The organism is Bacillus sp. 5w2, assembly GCF_054353775.1.
The window spans coordinates 77,776-98,143 of the sequence record NZ_JBTIWT010000011.1 but is presented as its reverse complement, the minus strand read 5'-3'; the positions used below and the strand labels follow the sequence as shown (position 1 = coordinate 98,143).

The following is a 20,368-nucleotide window of genomic DNA, read 5'->3' as shown; positions in this document are numbered from 1 at the left end:
TAGTACTACAAATATATCATCCCCTATTTCATTTTAAAAATCCATTTCGGAATGAATGTTCATTCCTGTCCTTATAAAGCTATAGAATCAAATGATTCTAATAGCATTCCAAGAGCTTTCTTCCAATTCTTTTACTAATTCTTTTGAGTATTCTAATTGCCCTGTCGCCATTACTTTAGTTAATTTTTCTAGCGGTTGGTATACAATGATAATTAATGCAACTGGAGGCAATGGACGGAGAAACCCTTTTGCGATTCCATCTTCTATAATATTCATAAAGAAGCCTATAAAATCGTCAAATATTTTCTTACTCTGTTCATCAAGAAAATAACTATCACAGTGAGAATTTGTAAAAAGAAAAGCATCCACATTGTTTCTCGCAAATTCAAATAAACGGTTGTATGTATGACTAAACTGTTCACGAATATTTGCTTCAACAGGAAAATCTGTTTTTATCATTTCAGATAGTTGCAACATACTTTTTGAAAATAATGAGTTAACGAGTGCCTCTTTATTTTCAAAATAGCGATAAATCGTACCAGCGCCGACATTTGCTTTTTCAGCGATCATCGGAATTGTCGTACCATCGTAACCACGCTCTGCGAATAGTTGTATAGCTGCTTCAAAAATGTCTTCTTGTTTATTTTTAGCCATTTTTCTCACCTCAATTTTAAGGAATGAAAATTCATTCCTTTTTTAATTATAAATTAGATGGATTAAAAGTCAAGTGTGTGACTACGCAAATGTAGCATTTTCAAATAACACACTCACTTAGATTTCAATGCATTTTTTGAATTAACACTTCAAAAAAATTCTTTGTATCATCGTGACTTAAAATGCTCAATATATCTTGTGTCTTAAAAAATTGAACTTGACTTATTTCATTATCTTTTGGATTCAAATCTGTTCTATCACCTATATATTCTACATAAAACATAGTTGTTTCTTGTTTTTCAAATCCAGTTTTCACTTTTAATTCTTCAGGAAACTCAAAGCAAATTTTATCTTCCATTTGTTTCATAACTATAAACTTTTTTGAACCGGTTTCTTCTTCAAGCTCTCTCAATATAGCACTTTCTAAGTCATTATCTGTATGTTTTAATCCGCCTTTAGGAAAATCCCACTCCCCCTTTGACAAATTGTATTCTCCTTCTATATCGCTTATTTTTACCTTATGTACCAATAAAAATTCACTATTTTGGAATATGATTGCGCCTACAGCTTGCCTAATCATTCTATTTCCCCTCCTAAAATAATGCTTTCATTCTATTAATTGAAAAGTACTATAATAACTGTTTTTCATTATAGTACTTTTTTAATGACACATTGCACAGTGTATTAATTAAAAGAAATCATAAATAAATGGCTTACGCACTGGTACTAAATTCTCAAATGACCGTATCGCCTCGTCACTTCCACTAATTAATTCAAGTTCATTTAGTTCTAATGGGCGTTTATAACCAAACATTATTGCCGATAGTGCATTTATATCCAGTTTTATTCCTTTTTCCGTTGTTTCTTCTACAATTGTTATTTCATGATTTGCAAGTCTCACTGTTACGTTATTCCACGGAGCAAATGCGTCTGTAATGTGTAGAATCACTTCTTGCTGTACATTGTTCCAGCTCAACTCATATTGTTTTAAGAACTGCTCTACATCTACAATTCTTCCCATAAAATATGGTTTTATTTCTGTCTTCACGCGTGGCTCTTGCAATGAATATAGCAACGGTTCGGTTTCACTTACTGTCATTTCAAGTTCTTTAATCATAGAATCATGCTGGCAAATAAAGTTCCACAGACCATTTCGTGCTTCATTATGCAGTGGTACAAATTCTTCTACTGTCATTTTATAGTTTTCTATTTTGTATAACATGTAACCTGCTGCCGTTTTATCTTCATCATAGTAAATCGCTAATGTTAAATCATCATAAACTGCTTGTAACCACCAGTTCTTCTCTCGAACTAACATACCTGAAAAACGTTCTGCAAATACTTCATAGAGCTTTTCGACCTCTTCTGGATGATTTTCTTTATTGAAACGTTTCACAGTTCCATTTACTTGTTTTTTCATCACTAAATCACTCTTATTCATATGACATATGAGTAGATTCGCACAAAGTTCCCAACCGTATTTACGGTAAAATGAAACCGCAAATGGATGTAACATAGAGACTGTATAGCCATCTTTTTTCATCGTTTGAAGTGAATATTGAAGTAGCTCTTTTACATACCCACTTCTTCTATACTCAGGATACGTCGCTACCCCTGCAACGCCACCCATTTTAAATTTTTCTTTGCCTATGTAAATATGAAACGGAATGAGATGTAGTTTTGCTGCTAAGTCTTCCCCTTCTATAATGCCGTATATTTCATGACTTTCCTTCATCTTTGTAAGTTGCTGCTGCAATCGTTCCTCATCTACTTTATATTGAAAAGCGTATTCTGATAAACGTAATGCTTCTCTGAACTTATCTTCTTTTAATTGTATGACATTCATATAATTATCCTCCATTCCCTCATTACCTGTTTGAATTGTATCATAATTCTTACTATTATTGTTCGGTAAGTGAAATTATAAGGATGTTTTAACAAATAAAGCAGATACATTCCGTATCTGCTTCTCATTACTTTATTTAGCTAACTTTTGAAGTTCTTCGAAGAATGTAGGGTATGATACCCCTACTGCTTCTGCGTCTTCTATTGTTGTTTTTCCTTCTGCAATACATCCTGCGATCGCAAGCATCATTCCGATGCGGTGATCACCGTAACTATTTACTGTGTTGCCTTTTAGTGCTGATTTCCCATAAATAATCATCCCGTCATCAGTTGCTTCTATGCGAGCTCCTAGTTTCGTTAACTCCGCAACAACTGTATCAATACGGTTCGTTTCTTTAACTTTTAATTCGTGCGCATCTTTAATTACTGTAATTCCTTCTGCTTGCGTTGCCGCTAAAGCGATAACAGGAATTTCATCGATTAATCTAGGAATAATATCTCCGCCGATTTCGATTCCTTTTAATGAAGATGTTTCAATTGTAATGTTTGCAGCTGGTTCTGATGCTCCTTCGTTAATTGGCTCTACAGTGAACGTAGCACCCATTTTCTCTAAAACATCAATAATACCTGTACGAGTTGGATTCATTCCTACATTTTGTAATACTAGTTTACTATTAGGAATAATTGCACCTGCCACTAAGAAAAATGCAGCTGATGATACGTCACCTGGCACTTGAACTTCTGTCGCTGTTAACTTCTGTCCACCTGCAAGTTTCACAGTTTTCCCTTCGCGAGTTACTTTGACGCCAAATGCTTCAAGCATTCTTTCTGTATGGTCGCGTGAAATATGTGGTTCTGTAACAGCTGTTACACCTTCTGCACGAAGCCCTGCAAGTAAAATAGCTGACTTTACTTGTGCGCTTGCTACAGGTGAAGTATATTCGATTGCTTTTAAATTTCCGCCACGTATTGTTAGTGGTGTAAAGGTTCCCTCTTCGCGGCCATCAATGTTTGCACCCATTTGTTTTAATGGATTTGTTACACGTTTCATCGGTCTTTTTGCGATAGATGCATCACCTTGTACGCAAGAGAAAAATGGTGTATTTGCCAAAATCCCTGACATTAAACGTATTGTTGTACCAGAATTACCAACATCTAATACAGCTTTCGGTTCTTGTAAACCTTCTAATCCTTTACCAAGTACAGTGACTTCATCACCGTTTTGGACGATGTCTACTCCCATTTCTTTAAAGCAAGAAATCGTACTTAAACAATCTGCACCGGGCAAGAAACCTTTTATTTTTGTTTTTCCCTCTGCAATCGCGCCGAACATGACAGCGCGGTGTGAAATCGATTTATCTCCTGGAATTATAATGTTGCCATTTAATCCGTTATTAACAGGTTGTATCGTTCTTTCCTTCACGTTCTCACCTTCTCATTTAAATTGTTTCATAAGTTTGGTATTTTTCTTCTCCAAGCGCTAGCTTTGCTTTCATACGATCTTCTTCTCTTTGGAAGCTAATACGTAATACCCCAAGCAATCCTTCACGTGCTTCTAATATTTGCAAGTTCGTAATACTAATTTCTTCGCGCGCTAAAATACTCGTAATATGAGCCAATGCCCCTACTTTATCTAAAACATCGACGTATAAGTCGTGATAGGCGGGAATTGCCCCTCTCTTTCGTACTGGTAAAGAGTCACGGTATTCTTTCGCGTCTGCAAAATAGTTTTGAATCTCGCCGGCATCTCCGGTAGAAACTGTATCATATAAATCTTCCATTTCAGAGATCCACTCTTTTAATAATACCATTAAATGCTCACGATTTTGCTTAACAATATCACTCCACATTTTTGGGCTACTTGATGCGATACGTGTAATGTCTTTAAACCCTCCAGCAGCTAGTTGATGAATGAGCGGATTATCTCCTGCATGTTTCTCTACTTGCTTTACTAATCCAGCTGCGATAAGATGCGGAAAATGACTAACAATCCCTGTTACATAATCATGTTCCTCCGTATTTAAAACGAGAAAATGTGATCCTGTTCCTTGTAACCATATTTTAAGTTCTTCCACATGTTCATTTGGCACATGATTCATCGGCGTTAAAATATAGAATGCATTTTCAAATAAATGTGCTTTTGCACTTTCAACGCCCGTTTTATGAGAACCTGCCATCGGATGTCCACCAATGAAAGAAACTTCCTTTGAAAATAAAGCTTCCGCTTCATTCATAATCGTCCCTTTTGTACTACCAACATCGGTTACAATAACATCTTCTCGTAAACGAAATGACACTAATTTGTGTAAAAGCTTCTTCGTTTCTTCAACTGGAGAAGCAAATACAATTAAATGCGCTTCTTCACATGCACGCTGTAAATCTACTGCTACTTCATCTACTACATGTAATTCTTTTGCACGCTCTACTTGTTCTTGAAATATATCATAACCTGTTATCGTTACATCGTGCTCTTTCTTAATTGCTAATGCGAGAGAGCCTCCTATTAAACCAGTTCCAATTAAAACTACTTTTTTACGCATTGTCCTCATCTCGAGACTTTCTTTTTTTATTTTCAAAGTGTTGTTTTAACACTGAAATCACTCCTTCATTTTGCTCCCTTGTTCCAACTGTAATACGGACACCATTTGGGAACGGACGAATAATAAACCCTGCATGTGCACAAGCTTCATAAATCTCTCCAGCATTTTCAACTGGCAAGAAGATGAAATTTGTTTGCGATGGATAAAATGGTATTTCATTTTCCTTACAAAAACTCTCGTATTGTTGTAATCCTTCTGTATTCACACCAACTATTTCTTGAATAAACCCGTCATCACCAAAAGCAATCGTCGCTGCTTTTTGCGCTAATGAAGATACGTTAAATGGCAAACGTACGACATTTAATTTCTCGATTAGCTCTTTCTGTCCAATCGCATATCCAACGCGGAAAGAAGCTAATCCGTACGCTTTAGAAAATGTTCTAAGTACAAGAATATTTTTATGTTTTTCTAAAAGCGGTAATGTCTCTGGGAAATCCTTTGCTGTTACGTATTCATAATACGCTTCATCAATGACAATTAACGTATTTTCACTAATACCTTCAATAAATTGAGTCAATTTTTGATCATTCACATATGTGCCTGTCGGGTTGTTCGGATTACAAATCCATACGATTTTCGTATTATTATTTACCGCTGACGAAATTTCGTCTAAATCGTATACACCGTTATTTAAAGGAATTTCTTTCACTTCACAGCCTTCAATAATTGCATGATGACGGTACTGCGGGAATGTTGCACCAGCCGTTACGATATTATCTCCTGCTTTAAGTACTGCACGGCTTATCATTTGAATGACTTCATCTAAACCACTACCGCAAAGTACTTGTTCTATTTGTACATGTAACTTATTTGCAATTGTTTGACGAAGTGTTGTAGCACCTCCGTCAGGATATAAAGCATGTTCTAACCATGATTTTTGCAACTCACCTAAAACACGTGGTGAGCAGCCGAATGGATTTTCATTCGATGCTAATTTCACAAACGAATGATCTCCGTACACTTCTTTCATTTGTTCAGGTGATTTACCTGGTTTATATGGTTGTAATGATGATAGTTGATCTTTTACTTGCATGTTAAAACCACCTTTTTATTAAAATTCTTTTGCGTATTTGTTATGTTGTGTAATATTTTGGTGAATTAAATCCATACGATCTTTTCCGAATTGTTCGACAAGCGCATGTGCAAGTTCCCATGCTACAACAGATTCAGCTACTACACCTGCTGCTGGTACTGCACAACTATCAGATCTTTCAATACTCGCTTGGAATGCTTCTTTCGTATCAATGTCAACACTTGCTAACGGTTTGTATAATGTAGGAATTGGCTTCATTACACCTCTTACGACGATCGGCATACCTGTTGTCATACCGCCTTCTAAACCACCAGCATTGTTCGTTTTTCTCGTGTATCCTTGTTCCTCATCCCATAAAATTTCATCGTGTACTTTACTTCCTGGCTGTCTTGCTGCTTCAAAACCAACGCCGATTTCAGCACCTTTAAATGCATTAATACTCATAATCGCACCAGCAAGTTTTGCATCTAATTTACGATCGTAATGAACGTAACTACCAACACCTATTGGCATACCTTCTGCAATGACTTCAACAATACCGCCGATTGAATCCCCACTACTTTTAGCGTTATCTATCGCATCCATCATCTCTTGTTCTACTTCTTTATCTAAACATCGAACTGGTGAATCTTCAGTAATTGTTTGAATTTCTTCTATTGATAAGTTAGAAATATGCTTCGCTTGCACACCACCAATTTCAAGAACGTGTCCTGCAATTTCCACGCCTAACTCTTTTAAAATTTGCTTCGCAACTGCACCAGCAGCTACACGAACTGTCGTTTCCCTTGCAGATGAGCGTTCTAGTACGTTTCTTATATCACGATGACCGTATTTGATTGCTCCGTTTAAATCCGCATGTCCTGGACGTGGTTTTGTAATTGTACGTTTCATATCTTTACTTTCTTTTTCCGAAATTGGCTCTGCACCCATTACTTTCGTCCAATGTTTGAAATCATCATTTTTAACGATTAACGTTATTGGTGAGCCAAGTGTCATCCCATGACGAACACCACTTACAATTTCAACTGTATCAGTTTCAATTTGCATACGTCTTCCGCGTCCGTGCCCTTTTTGTCTTCTTAATAATTCTTTATTAATATGTTCCGCTGTTAATGTTAAACCTGCTGGTACACCTTCTAAAATAACTGTTAACTGCGGCCCATGTGATTCTCCAGCTGTAATGTATCTCATTTCTCTTGCCCCTTTACTATTTTTTTGTACAAAAAAGTCCCTACTGAGCGCTCAGTAGGGACGATGTTTATCGCGGTACCACCCTAGTTGTAGACTAAGTTTCTGTCTACCTCTCTTCTTCTTTAACGATCATTTGACCGTCTTCCCCTCCATAAATGGCGAGAAAGATGCTCCAAGGCTGTAATTCATGCTTACCTTTGTACTGATTCACACCGACCATCAGCTCTCTTTAACAGTGAGATAAGCACTACTGTTTCCTCTTCAGCGCATATATAATATGGAATTAAGATAATTTATTTTTGAATCCTTTTAACTCATCCATGAATCTATGGAATTCTGGAATGTCCATTTGTTGTGCAGAATCTGACAATGCAACTGCTGGATCTGGATGAACTTCAGCCATTACTGCATCTGCGCCAATTGCAAGTGCCGCTTTCGCTGTTGGTAATAATAAATCTCTGCGTCCAGTTGAATGTGTTACATCAACGATAACTGGTAAATGTGTTTCTTTCTTTAAAATTGGTACTGCAGAAATGTCTAATGTGTTACGTGTTGCTCTTTCGTATGTGCGGATACCGCGCTCACAAAGAATAATTTGATCGTTACCTTGCGCAATGATGTATTCCGCTGCGTTAATAAACTCATCAATTGTTGCTGCTAATCCACGTTTTAATAATACTGGTTTGTTAACTTTACCTACAGCTCGTAATAAATCGAAGTTTTGCATGTTACGTGCGCCAACTTGAATTACATCAACGTAGTCTAATGCCATTTCAACATCGTTCGGATTTAAAATTTCACTAATAATTGCTAAGTCGAACTCGTCTGCTACTTGACGTAAAATTTGAAGTCCTTCTACTCCTAAACCTTGGAAATCGTATGGAGATGTTCTCGGTTTGAATGCACCACCGCGCATTAATTTTAAGCCTTGGTCTTTCATCGCTTGCCCTACTTGACGAACTTGCTCTAAACTTTCAACTGCACAAGGCCCCATGATGAATGTTTGTGTGCCGTTACCAATCAATTCACCTTTTACATCAACGATTGTATTTTCTTGTTTCTTTTTACGTGATACTAATAATGCTTTACGGTTATCATCTTCTTGTAATTCTAAGCTAGCTTTGAAGATTGTTTTGAAAATATGTTGAACCGTTGACGTTTCGAATGGTCCTTCGTTATTCTCTGCGATCATATCAAGCACTTCACGCTCACGTACTGGATCAAAACGTTTCGTACCTTGTACTTGCTTTTGTTCCCCAATTTTTTGAACGATTTCACCACGTTTGTTTAAAAGGTGTAATAGTTGTAAGTTAATTTCATCTACCTGTTTACGTAATTGATCTAATTCATGATTTGCCATTTGGAAATCCTCCTCTAATGTTTTAAAAGTATAGTAAGAGAATGAAAAATTCTCTATTTTCTGAACTGGTCAATTATACAAATTTAAAGTGGAATCGATACCTCTTCTTATTTTAAACTAATAATTAGTACAAAGACACTATCTACTAGCTAAAAAACCACTTTTTTTGTACAAAAAAGCCCTACTGATCCAATCAGTAGGGACGATATTTATCGCGGTACCACCCTAGTTGTAGACTTCTTTCGTCTACCTCTCTTCATTGTTAACGATCATCTGACCGTCTTTCCCTTCATAAAGACAATACTATCTTTACTACGAAAAAGATGCTCTAGGACTGTAATTCGCTCTTGTTTTTGTACTGGTTCACACCAACCACCAGCTCTCTGTTACAGGGAAACAACAACTACTGCTTTTCCTTTCAACGCATGAATATTTAATTTTCAAGTTGGACCACTAAAATACAAAAAGTCCCTACTGAATAAATCAGTAGGGACGATATTTATCGCGGTACCACCCTAGTTGTAGACTAAATTTCTGTCTACCTCTCTTCACTGTTAACGATCAATTGACCGCTTTTCCTTCATAAAGACAATACTATCTTTACTACGAAAAAGATGCTCCAAGACTGTAATTCATGATTATCCCTGTACTGGTTCACACCAACCACCAGCTCTCTGTTACAGTAAGACTAACCACTACTGTGATCTCTTCATTGCACTTTGTTTATTCAAATGTTTTTGAAATTGAATAAGTATGATTCGTATTATAGAACGCTTTTCAAAACACTGTCAACAACTTTTTATATATTTTTTTAAAAATCCACTTTCGTCCTACATTTCTTTTTGTAAATTCTCCATAACAATTCCGATGCGAATTATCTCATTATCTATCGCATTTAATACATATTTTTCTACTCCATACCGGACTAACACTTCTTTTATTTGAATGATTTCAGTTTCAAGTATATCAGCTTCCTGAAGCGTTTGCAGTAAGGTGAAAAATATATTTGCATACAATTCTTTATACATTTTTATGCTCTCTGTCTTTTCAAGTATTTCATTCAATAACTGTTTTAACTCCGTTTGATTTCCTTTTCGACCCACGTACAAAAATGTTTTACATATGATAGATAACCCTCTTTCTACTATTTCATCCATAAATAAAATAATACGTAAAAGCATTACATATTCTCTAGCTGTGATTTCACCCATTTTCGGTCGCTCTCGCAAAAATACACTGAGCCAAGCTGTCCAAAATTTTTGTTGTTCTTTTGCACTTAATGTTTTGACGTAATAGCATAAAAATTGCATAAATTTAATTTTATTTTCTTCATTTTCTCGTATAAGTAAAGGGTATAACCATTCTGTTTTTTGCTCCCAATACAGTACACATTTAATAAATACAAAACTAAGCCATTTCAAGAAAGCTTCCCTCGTATGCGGATGTAATACTTCCAAATGTTCTACCGCATACTTAATAAATCGCTTCATCTCTGTAAATAAAGGTAAATTTATTTGCGTGTAACACAAGCCTGCCCATGCATATTTCGTAATTTCATTTTCCTTCTTTAAATCTAAATACGGTAACAAATATTTTCGACACCACTGCTTCTCTATATGATAAAGAAATGTAATATCTGCTACTAAACGAGCTAGCATAAAATTTGTCCGTTCTGAACTAACTCTTACTTGTTCTTCAAATAAAAATAAATATTCATACACATTACGATCGTATAAATGATCATATGATAACAGTTTTAATAATACAGCTGTCATTTTCCCAACAGGATGCTGGATTGATTCATTGTAAAAATCTTGTTTTCCCAGCTTAAAATCTGTATCACTTTTCATAACTTGAGGGAATACGGAAAAAGCAAACCGTTTCAAATTGCGTATACTATTTTCCTCTAACTCTTCTAATCGATTACTAATTTCATATAGAAAACTACTAATTAACCAATGAAAAGCAGTATTTCTAACAAATTTCTGCAATAACGGAATAACTTTTTGGATTTGTTCATTTGTCAGTCCTCGGTTATTTCGCCACTCTCTAATACATACAAACCATACTTCATTACTTATTTCGTGCATGCCAACTAATTGATAAGCAAATGAAATGCTCCATTCTGTATTCAATTTACATGCTTTCGATAACATCTCTAAAAAATGACGTTGTTCAAACACACCGTCTTGAGAAAATTGGCGAACTTGTTTCATAATTTCTTCGTCTTTCAGCTGCAATAATCCATCAGCAGTTACATTACAAGTAATACTTTGTTCTGTGGTCTCTTTCTTTTGTAGACTGTATCGATCAGAATGAAAGTGAGGATGTTTTTGCTTCATTAACTCATAACCTTTTGCCGTAGATGGACTATTCGAATCACAAGTGAATAATAAATCTAACACGAAACAAACATCAAATGCCCGCTCCTCTGCAAGGTCCTTCAGTACAATTTGAATGACTTCTTCCTTCGTTTTTTCTAAAGAGAGTGCGAAATGATTTTTTATAAGTTGAAAAACTTCACGTTTATACGTGACATCTAAAAAAAGTTCTTCCTGTAACAACCATTTCATTTTGTCATCGGCGCTAACAAATATATTTTTATTCATCGCATCAATTGCAATTCGATTTTGAAGTATGCTGTTTGCTTCTATCATTTCTGTAATATAATAATTTGCTTTTTTCTCATTGTTTTCACATAAATAGGCTAAACACTCTTTTACAATTTGAATTAAAAATGCAAGATCATTTTGCTGAAAGTCTTTTTCCGCATTTCCCTTATCCTTTTTTTTCAGTGCCGTTTGTCTTAGGGATAACATTCGCATCTTCTCTATTCCTATCATCATAATTGGAACGGCGTAATAGGAAATATGCGGTTTCATCTTCTCATTCCAAATTTGCTCCACATAAGAAAATGTAGACACTGGTAAACGACTCGATTCCTCAAGTTCTATCGATTCTTGCGTATCATTTCCCCATTTTCTTTCCCGCTTCAATTTAAGTTTCCCGTCCAAAATAAACGTTAGTAACAATAAAGCAATCTCTTTATGCTCAGGAAAAGAACATTTTTGTAGTAAGTAAGAAATTGTTTCAATTGATTTACTATCTTTTTCAGCTGTTTCTAATAAAAGGAGTGTCCATCTTGCAAACAACAACGGGTCCATTTTACTTTTCGTTTCGTTTAAGTAGCTACAAATAGTTCTCCAAAATAACGGAGATATTTTAGAGTGATTTTTAAAAATTAATTGAAATAATTCTTTTTGATGAGTAAAAAGAAATTGTTCCACTAACCATTCTGCAAGTAATTCATCTACCTCATTATAGTTTGGTGTAACTAAAAATAAATTTTGTAATTTCCCTTCAGCTTCAAGCCATTCCACCCATTCATAATCATGAGCAAATTCAACAAAGTAGCGGACTGTTTCAATTTTTTTTATTGATTGTTTTATGTATGATAATTGTTCCTGTTCTACTGACGGTGGCACTGTTACTATGTCACGAATTCGCATTCGTTTTGTAATATAATTATCACCCATTAATTCCGCCCATCGTTTCACTGCTTTAACAAGAGACTGATGATTATTACCTTTATTCGGATACACAATCGGTCTTATTCCTAAATGCTCCCAGTGGTACGTATTTTCTCCTTGTGCAACAAATGCATAACGCCTTGTACTTGGTGGTAAACCAGTTGCTAAATATTTCATTACTGGGTCATTATGACTATATCCAACGAACAAAACGGTGTAATTTGAAAATAAATCAACTAAAAACCTTCTCGCCCATCCTTCCGTCAAGTAAGCCCTTCCAAAATCACCATCTGTTAAAATTAATGCTTCTTTCTCCTGTTCTATATTGCCATGTATGTAAGCGAGCCCTTTAAACGCTCTACCTGTAGGTAAAGCAGGTGCGTAATATACGTTTAATTCTCTATTCATTTCTTTCATCGCAGTTGTAAAATGTCTATCAAAATTCGTCGTTACAATGCGGACTTCCGTATCTAAAGGAAACAACCTCGGAATCGCATAATGAAGCGGATTTGGCTTTGACTTTTCAATATGAACTAAATCTCTTGCAACTTGATGTACATCCTTTGTTTTCGCAATTTTACCAAGATAATAATCATGCGGTTCTGTAATTTCACGTGTTTCTACATATAACGTTTTCGCAATTTCATCAACTAGATCATCAAAATTCGGTAAGTTTGATTTCCCTTTCATAGAAACTCCCGCTCCAACAAATAGTACTAACTTTCCTTGTTCAAGATGATCAAATAACTCATCTGGAATTTCTACTTCTGAAGTAATCCACACCTTGGATTCCCCCTTACCTAAAAATGTCATATACTCTCATTTTACTATAACATTTTTCCTTTGTTTTTTTAATATTTAGACAGATATCGAACATGAAAAAGTTTTATGTAAATATATTCGTTACAATGTATGAACTCCTAAATTTATTGTAAAACTATGTATAAATCGGAGGTGTAAATATTGAATGGTTTTACTGTAGTACTTATCAAATTTATATCGTGCATTATCGCATTTAGTATTGGACTCGCTTTATTTTTCCCTGCAACGTTCGTCCAAATTATTTCATTCAGTCTTTTTGTTACAATCGTATCCTATATGTTCGTTGATAAAATTATATTAAACCGAATAGGCAATACTGGTGCCATTATGTCGGATTTCTTACTAACTTATTTAAGCGTATGGATTTTCGGTAATATTTTATTAGACAATTACATGCAAATTGCATGGGGCAGTTTCCTTTCCGCTACTGTCTTTACATTATCTGAAGTAATTGTTCATCGCTTTTCTAACTCGCACACACGGCACAACAATGATAACATTCATATTAATCGCCGCTTTGCATATGGTACTGAATTTGCTGAAGAACAGAATATATTGGATAAAGATAAGAAGAAGTAATGTTTTGATAAAGGAACTCCATCGCCATTAAGCTAAAAAAAGCAAATACCCCAAAACGAATAAATTGACATCTCCAAGAGAAAATGTACATTTTTTGTTTTGGGGTATAATAAAACGCTTAAGTTGATGAGCATGTTGTGCTACCCCGTCAAAAAAAGTAAAAAGTGTTTATCAAGAGTAAACGATCTTAACTGTAATAACCATTTAAAGAAAAGGGCAGAATCTGGATCTTCGGATACAGATTCTGCCCTTTTCTTTAATCACATTTTTCTATTTGGTCGCCTTCTTCACCTGCATTTTCTGCCGAACTATCCGTTCCGCCTCCCACTGCATGTTGCTGTTTAGTATTAGAACTTTCGATAGCAGCGTTGGTTCCTGCTGCACTGTCATCTCCACCACCACTTGCTACTTGAGTAGCACTAGCCTGTTCCTTACGGGTTTTATTAATTTGATTATTGATGATAATTACAAGTTCTTCCTCTCCATCCGAAGTTTCTTTTTTCATTTTATGCGGTTCAATCTGGTCTCCACTAATACCCTTATTTATGGCTTTGCCTCCAGCGCCCACTGTTTGTTGCTGTCTGGTATTCGATGAATCAATTGCTGCATTACTTCCTGCCGCACTGTTTTGTCCAGCCCCACTGGCAATTTGTGTTGTATTCGGTGCAAATGTAATCTGATTATTTATGACAATGACAATTTTTCGTTTATCAGCAAGATTTCCCAAATTAATTTCTTCTCCATCTTTTTTTACAAATCGAAACGTGATTTCTTCATTGTTTTCCATGTTTTCCCCCCTTGTAATATTAAATGACTGGAGAATGATAATGGATTGGACAAGCGTATTTTTTTATAAATATGTGCCCCCGCCCACAATGAAGGATGTATTATCAGATTCCGGTATTTTACTCGTATGAGGTACGTCGACTTGACGACAGTCCAGCATCCGCCGAATTTTGGGATGCATAGAGAATAATCTTATAGAAGATATAGAAAGAGAGATTAGTAGAAACATTGGTATATAAAGGTTGCTAAGTTCCATTTTATTTTTCTACTTTCCTTTTCTTATTTAGATTTATCAGCCAAATATCTAGCATAGTGAATTAAATTTCTAGCTACATCTAATTCAAGATTAAATATATTAGGTACCCCCGGTCTCCAATTCACCTCAAATAACCACAATTTTTGATCTTTATCAATCCCTACATCAATTCCTAACTCATCAAATAATACATCCTTAAATAAAGAATTAAAATGGTTAGAAAAAGTTACTGCAAATCGTTCTAAATACCTTTTAATATTATACCAATCGTTATCAAACTCCGCTTTTAAAAAAACATCTAAATAAGTACTATAACCACCCTTAGCCATATTTGATACAATACTTCCTAATGGACCTATTCTGGGGAATATAGAAGTAACAACCCACCTGCCTTCCCCATTTCTTTGAACATGCAATCGAAAATCATAAACATGACCAGATTTCATTTGACATGAAATAAACTGTTGAACTATGTATCCTTGCTCTTGAATCTTATCAGATATAAAGCTCCGTAATTGTTTTTTATTAATAGATGCAATTTGTTCTGACTCATTCATACTATAATTCATCCCATTTTTTTCAATGAAAACAATACCACTACCTTGATGTCCAGAAATGGGTTTAATAATAAGTTTTTCATAACGATTAATCATGTCAAAAAACTTATTAACATCATTTAATTCATAAAAAGGAATAATATATTGCTTAAATTTTTTTGCTCTATTTATTCTGTTATATACACTTAATTTATTTCCAATTGAATGACTTGTAAAAGGAACTTTTTCATGTAGATAATCATAGATTTGCTGATTTTTATCACTAATATGAACACTTGCATTATAAATAACATCTGGAAAAGAAAATTCTTGTTCAACCCAATTACCATTTTCATAAGTTTTACCTAAAATCTTCTCCGTTTCTATATTTACCTTCCCTAAAGTAAAATAAAAAAAGTCCACACCTTCAGCTTTAGCTACAGCAGCGTAAGTATATGCTTTCTTTACGTCATTCGGATCTTTCCGATGATGAAGCATACCAATTATAGTCATGTCAGTTCTTCTTCCCTTCTTTCTAAAGGTCTTTTTCAAAATAAACATCCAATTCATTATATATATATTCATGTTCTCCCTCATTCAACCATTTTTCGAAAAAACCGGAACAAGCTTAACCTCATTTTAATACTCTACCTATAGAAATAATAAATTTGAAGTTTTATAAAATGATAAATGATAAAGGTTAAGGTGACATAAAATGGATACTATCGTTTTCATTGAAACAAATAAATCTGGATCAAGTAGGGAAGCAATCAAAGCAGCTGAAAAACTTAATTTCTTTACTGTTTTATTAACTAAAAAAACAAAATTTATTAATGAACGCACTATATTCCCTGATGTACATCAGATGATTTTCACTGATATAAATGATTATGATAATATAATTACAACAATTGAAAAGTTAAATAAATCAGGAAAAAACATAAAAGGGATCTTTAGTTTTATTGATCCTTATGTTTATGTGGCTGCACGTTTATCAGAAAAATTTTGCTCAAATATTGTATCTACTAATGCTATCCATCATATGGAAAACAAAATATTAACTCGTAATGTACTTAAAGATTTACCAATCTCACTCAACTATTTAATTTATAAACCAACAGAATCATTATCATCTTTTTTTAAAAAAACTAATAAGATAAATTTCCCTCTTATTGTGAAATCCCCTAAATCAACAGGATCAAAAGATGTATTATTAGTAAAAGATAAAGATCAATTAATTTTATCTATACAAAGTCTTTTGAAGAAATTACCTAATGAAGAAATTCTACTTGAAGAATATATAGATGGACCTCAGTACTTATTCGAAATTTTAGTTCAAAATGGAAAAGTCCATATTATAGCAGTAATTGAACAAGAAATCACACTATTTGAACGCTTTATCGTTACTGGTTATTCTTTATTAGGACAGGTAGACAAAAGACTATACAATAGTCTTTTCAATGCAGTAAATTCTGTTATTCAGGCTTTTAATATGAAAAATGGAGCTTGTCATCTAGAACTCCGGAGAATAAAAGATGTTTGGAAATTAATTGAGATAAACCCTAGAATATCAGGTGGAGCAATGAATGACATAATTGAAATTGGGCATGGAATCAACTTAGTACAAGAAACTATTCGATTAATGTTAGGAAATAAACCTTCACTAAATAAAAAACATCATAAATATGTGTATGCTCATTACCTAACAGTTAAATCTAAAGGAAAACTAATTCGAGTTACAGGGAAAAATCGTAGTTCTAAATGTCCTGGTGTAGAGAAAGTTTATATAAAACCTAAAAAAGGAACTTTTCTAAAACCACCTACATCAATGGGACATCGATATGGATACGTTATAGCAGCATCCTATTTTAAAACAGAGGCTAAAAAAATAGCTTTAGAAGCAGCTAAAGAAATTTCATTTGAAATCCAAGAATAATAAATACAACATATATACACCAACTGATAAAAATATACTAATCGACTCACTTCGACAACTTGATTTCAAATAAAAAAAGCGGCCACTCTTTTAGAGACAGCCGCTTTCCCACTTACGCTTCTATTTTTAAATCTTTTAACGCAATAACATCCGCAAATGATCCAAATATAACATTATGATGCTTTACAATATCTTCAGCTCGTAATACATCTGTATCAAATGTGCTATGTGCATCACTTATTAATGTTACTTTATATCCTTCACTAAACGCTCTGCGCGTTGTCGTATCCACACAGTACTCTGTTTGCATACCTGAAATGATAATATGCTCAATCCCTTTTTCGTGTAACACTTCGTTTAAGTTTGTCTTATGGAATGAATCTGGCGCCGTCTTTTCAACGATACTGTCCCCATCTTGCGGAGCAATCGCCGCATGCACTTTCCAACCATCTGTACCTTTTTCCAAAGGATGATCTTTCGGCCCGTTATGTTGTACATAAATAACTGGAACATCATTTGAACGACATTCCCCAATAAGCTCTTGCAATATTTCTAAAAACTTTTCCCCATTATGTACTCGCATTCCTGCTGTATACATACCTGCTTGCACATCAATTACTAGTAATGCCTTTTTCATATCGCGCAGCTCCCTTTATTTGTATAGGCCTCTACATATTCATCATAATATAGTACTTCAATTACGTTGGACCAATTCAAGATTGATCCGATGAAGTCCTTTATATCTAATCCAGGCATTTCGTATACTTCTTCATCGTTAGCTGTTCCTGTCGCATCTTCAATGAGCGTAACTTTATAGCCTTTTTCAAAAGCAGCGATACTTGTAAATAAACAACAAAATTCCGTATTAAATCCAACGATAACAACATGATCAACTTTATGTTTCATTAATATTTCTTCAACACCTGTATCTTTAAACGCACTAGGTGTTGTCTTCTCGGCTATATAATCCGCAAACTCGATATATTCTTCTACTAATGCACTTCCAGTTGATTCAAAATACAACGTACTTTCTGGATTATCATCTCGGTGTTTTAAGAAAATAATAGGTTCTTTCTCTGCTTTAAATTGTTTTAAAACATTTGCGATTAACTCTTTTTCAACAGAAAAATCTTTACACTCTAAAATCCCCTTCTGCATATCTAATACAAGTAGCGCCTTCATTTTTATCACCTATCCTCTATACGTTTATATTCCACCATCCAACAATCTTCTAACTTCCCCTCATGTAGTTCATGTTCCTTTAAAATTTTCACCTTTTTAAATCCACATTTTTCATAACACTTTATCGCGCGTTCATTATTTACTTTCGGGTCCATTGCGATTGCTTCTGCTCCCGCGTTCTCCATAATATATGTAATTGCGGCCTGAACGAGTTTTGTTCCAATTCCTTTTCCCCAATAAATTGGCTCTCCGATAAATTGATCCATTCCCCATACATTTTGTGATTCTTCATAGCCATATAATGTTTTCCACTCAGAATCAATTGGGTACATTTGTATGTAACCAATTGGAACGGCATCAAACTCTATTAAACATCTTTTTTCATGACTATTTGGATTATGTATAAAATGATTCAGTACCATTTCTACAGATTGCGGATTATCTCTTCCTTCGTAATACTGCAAGACTTCTGGGTCTGTTAACCATTTTGAAATGACCTGTGCATCCTCTTCTTTTACGTACCGTACCGATACATGATCTTTTTGAAATAGCATATAATACCTCTTTTTAATTATTTGTATTTTTCCTTGTTGTGAAATCTTTCATTGCACCAATTAATGCGTATGGTAACAATGTAATCGCAAAAAATGCTGTAAACAAATTAAAATGAGGAATTTCATATGGAGTGAACCATTCCGTGAAAAATTCAGAATGTAAAATTCTATTTAAAAACTCTCCACTTGGCTTAAAATTTGGTGCCCATCCTGTAATCTCACAAATAATAAATAGTAATTGAACAATTATAAATGCCCCTAGATAGCGAAACCATGTCCGTTTCCAAATCGGCTGCGCCTTATTTAATTCATGTTCCATCTAACTCCCACCTTTTTATTTCAATCCTATTAATTATACACTTTTCGCACTTTATTTGTTAAAATTTTCTATATACTCATTCACGCTGGGGGAATACATTATGTCTAATCCTATACTTAAATCAACTTTAATCATTCTTAGAGGCAACTCCGCAAGTGGTAAAACAACAATCGCAAAGCAATTACAAGAACATTTCGGACAAGGTACACTTTTAGTATCACAGGATGTTGTACGTAGAGATATGCTTAGAGTACACGATACGATGGGGAATTTATCACATGATTTACTATTTGAAATTACAAAGTACGGAAAAGGAAAATGTAAATTTGTTATTTTAGAAGGCATTTTAAACAGTCGTAGATACGGTGATATGCTGAAAAAATTAATACATTTTTTCGAAGGAAACGTCTATACATATTACTTTGATTTATCGTTAAAAGAAACGATTCGACGACATAACACAAGGGATAAACGAAATGAATTTGGTGAGGATTCCCTAGAAAAATGGTATAATCCGCACGATACAATTGAAGTTACCAGAGAAGCTATTTTTACAGATAACTTCACGCAAAAAGATATATTTGATGCGATTCTTACTGATGTTGTGATCCAAAAATAAAAGCCAGCCTCAATAAAGAGAACTGACTTCTATTTGGATCATTATAGTTACTATAAAATTTTCACTTTAACAGTTTGTCTTCCCCAATTCATCGCTTTACTTTTTGAACCCATTAATACATCAATACGATTACCTTTAATTGCGCTTCCAGTATCACCAGCTATAGCTTCTCCATAACCTTCTACCCATACTTTAGATCCTAATGGAATTACTTTCGGATCTACTGCGATAATTCTCATATTCGGATTTGACGTTAAATCATGCCCCATCGCAGTTAAAACGCGTCCACCATATGTACCATTCTCACTTGGATCAGCAGTATATGCTGTCGCTACTACCGTTAATTCACGTTTAGCAGACTGTATGTTATTTTTAGATTCTTCTTTTGCTTTTGCTTCTTCCTTAGCTTTGGCTATTTCTCTTGCTTTCTCTTCTTCCTTAGCCTTTGCTATTTCTCTTGCTTTCTCTTCTTCCTTAGCCTTTGCTATTTCTCTTGCTTTCTCTTCTTCCTTAGCCTTTGCTATTTCTCTTGCTTTCTCTTCTTCCTTAGCCTTTGCTATTTCTCT

The 20,368-nt window shown here is 34.5% G+C and carries 19 protein-coding genes and 3 other annotated features; of the genes, 3 read left to right on the top strand and 16 right to left on the bottom strand.

The window, feature by feature from the left end; genetic code table 11:
* Positions 1–87: 87 nt before the first annotated feature.
* The 9 genes from ACXY7N_RS18585 to ACXY7N_RS18545 form a co-directional block, all read right to left on the bottom strand.
* Positions 88–654, bottom strand: a complete 567-nt coding sequence (locus ACXY7N_RS18585; RefSeq protein ID WP_001107311.1) for a TetR/AcrR family transcriptional regulator — start codon at positions 652–654, stop codon at positions 88–90.
* A gap of 124 nt (positions 655–778) precedes the next feature.
* Complete coding sequence (locus ACXY7N_RS18580; protein ID WP_000620963.1) at positions 779–1,234, bottom strand: NUDIX domain-containing protein; 456 nt, start codon at positions 1,232–1,234, stop codon at positions 779–781.
* A 108-nt stretch (positions 1,235–1,342) separates the two neighbouring features.
* Positions 1,343–2,500, bottom strand: a complete 1,158-nt coding sequence (locus ACXY7N_RS18575; protein WP_353811190.1) for a GNAT family N-acetyltransferase — start codon at positions 2,498–2,500, stop codon at positions 1,343–1,345.
* Between the two features lie 132 nt (positions 2,501–2,632).
* Positions 2,633–3,922 carry a 3-phosphoshikimate 1-carboxyvinyltransferase gene (gene aroA, locus ACXY7N_RS18570; RefSeq protein ID WP_353811189.1) on the bottom strand — a complete coding sequence of 430 codons (1,290 nt, stop codon included), beginning with the start codon at positions 3,920–3,922 and terminating at the stop codon, positions 2,633–2,635.
* A 16-nt stretch (positions 3,923–3,938) separates the two neighbouring features.
* The gene (tyrA, locus tag ACXY7N_RS18565) at positions 3,939–5,039 is read right to left on the bottom strand and encodes a prephenate dehydrogenase (protein ID WP_016087423.1); all 1,101 of its coding nucleotides are present in this window, start codon (positions 5,037–5,039) and stop codon (positions 3,939–3,941) included.
* Positions 5,032–6,132, bottom strand: a complete 1,101-nt coding sequence (gene hisC / locus ACXY7N_RS18560) for a histidinol-phosphate transaminase (RefSeq protein ID WP_016087422.1) — start codon at positions 6,130–6,132, stop codon at positions 5,032–5,034. Before hisC ends, tyrA begins: the two co-directional genes overlap by 8 nt.
* Before the next feature lie 18 nt (positions 6,133–6,150).
* Complete coding sequence (gene aroC, locus ACXY7N_RS18555) at positions 6,151–7,323, bottom strand: chorismate synthase (protein ID WP_016087421.1); 1,173 nt, start codon at positions 7,321–7,323, stop codon at positions 6,151–6,153.
* 53 nt (positions 7,324–7,376) lie between these two features.
* Positions 7,377–7,597, bottom strand: a binding site (T-box leader).
* Positions 7,598–7,606: 9 nt separating this feature from the next.
* Positions 7,607–8,683 (bottom strand): bifunctional 3-deoxy-7-phosphoheptulonate synthase/chorismate mutase, encoded by a 1,077-nt coding sequence (locus ACXY7N_RS18550; RefSeq protein ID WP_001273580.1) that lies wholly within the window; start codon positions 8,681–8,683, stop codon positions 7,607–7,609.
* Positions 8,684–8,878: 195 nt separating this feature from the next.
* Positions 8,879–9,114 (bottom strand) — a binding site (T-box leader).
* A gap of 54 nt (positions 9,115–9,168) precedes the next feature.
* Positions 9,169–9,405 (bottom strand) — a binding site (T-box leader).
* A gap of 108 nt (positions 9,406–9,513) precedes the next feature.
* Complete coding sequence (locus ACXY7N_RS18545; protein WP_016134748.1) at positions 9,514–13,026, bottom strand: DUF4020 domain-containing protein; 3,513 nt, start codon at positions 13,024–13,026, stop codon at positions 9,514–9,516.
* 150 nt (positions 13,027–13,176) lie between these two features.
* Here ACXY7N_RS18545 and ACXY7N_RS18540 point away from each other — a divergent pair, with 150 nt between their 5' ends.
* On the top strand, positions 13,177–13,614 hold the full coding sequence (locus ACXY7N_RS18540) for a YndM family protein (protein ID WP_001013095.1): 438 nt from the start codon (positions 13,177–13,179) through the stop codon (positions 13,612–13,614).
* 256 nt (positions 13,615–13,870) lie between these two features.
* Here ACXY7N_RS18540 and ACXY7N_RS18535 read toward each other — a convergent pair whose 3' ends face one another.
* Complete coding sequence (locus ACXY7N_RS18535) at positions 13,871–14,401, bottom strand: hypothetical protein (RefSeq protein WP_000429648.1); 531 nt, start codon at positions 14,399–14,401, stop codon at positions 13,871–13,873.
* A gap of 278 nt (positions 14,402–14,679) precedes the next feature.
* Positions 14,680–15,777 (bottom strand): YheC/YheD family endospore coat-associated protein, encoded by a 1,098-nt coding sequence (locus ACXY7N_RS18530; RefSeq protein ID WP_001028917.1) that lies wholly within the window; start codon positions 15,775–15,777, stop codon positions 14,680–14,682.
* A gap of 130 nt (positions 15,778–15,907) precedes the next feature.
* Here ACXY7N_RS18530 and ACXY7N_RS18525 point away from each other — a divergent pair, with 130 nt between their 5' ends.
* Positions 15,908–17,128 (top strand): ATP-grasp domain-containing protein, encoded by a 1,221-nt coding sequence (locus ACXY7N_RS18525; RefSeq protein ID WP_488592551.1) that lies wholly within the window; start codon positions 15,908–15,910, stop codon positions 17,126–17,128.
* A gap of 112 nt (positions 17,129–17,240) precedes the next feature.
* Here the strand turns inward: ACXY7N_RS18525 and ACXY7N_RS18520 are convergent, their stop codons facing one another.
* The 4 genes from ACXY7N_RS18520 to ACXY7N_RS18505 are packed head-to-tail and all read right to left on the bottom strand — an operon-like array spanning position 17,241 to position 19,183.
* Positions 17,241–17,765, bottom strand: a complete 525-nt coding sequence (locus tag ACXY7N_RS18520; RefSeq protein WP_353811187.1) for a cysteine hydrolase family protein — start codon at positions 17,763–17,765, stop codon at positions 17,241–17,243.
* Positions 17,762–18,310 (bottom strand): isochorismatase family protein, encoded by a 549-nt coding sequence (locus ACXY7N_RS18515; protein WP_016134753.1) that lies wholly within the window; start codon positions 18,308–18,310, stop codon positions 17,762–17,764. Before ACXY7N_RS18515 ends, ACXY7N_RS18520 begins: the two co-directional genes overlap by 4 nt.
* A 5-nt stretch (positions 18,311–18,315) precedes the next feature.
* Entirely contained in the window at positions 18,316–18,864 is a 549-nt protein-coding gene (locus tag ACXY7N_RS18510) for a GNAT family N-acetyltransferase (RefSeq protein ID WP_033659851.1), read from the bottom strand.
* 13 nt (positions 18,865–18,877) lie between these two features.
* Positions 18,878–19,183, bottom strand: a complete 306-nt coding sequence (locus ACXY7N_RS18505) for a YfzA family protein (protein WP_016087417.1) — start codon at positions 19,181–19,183, stop codon at positions 18,878–18,880.
* Positions 19,184–19,283: 100 nt separating this feature from the next.
* On the opposite strand from ACXY7N_RS18505, the gene ACXY7N_RS18500 reads away from it, so the two are divergent.
* Entirely contained in the window at positions 19,284–19,802 is a 519-nt protein-coding gene (locus ACXY7N_RS18500; protein WP_353811186.1) for a kinase, read from the top strand.
* Positions 19,803–19,852: 50 nt separating this feature from the next.
* On the opposite strand, the gene ACXY7N_RS18495 is transcribed toward ACXY7N_RS18500, so the two are convergent.
* The coding region (locus ACXY7N_RS18495; RefSeq protein WP_488592550.1) for a 3D domain-containing protein at positions 19,853–20,368 on the bottom strand (516 nt) is incomplete at its 5' end.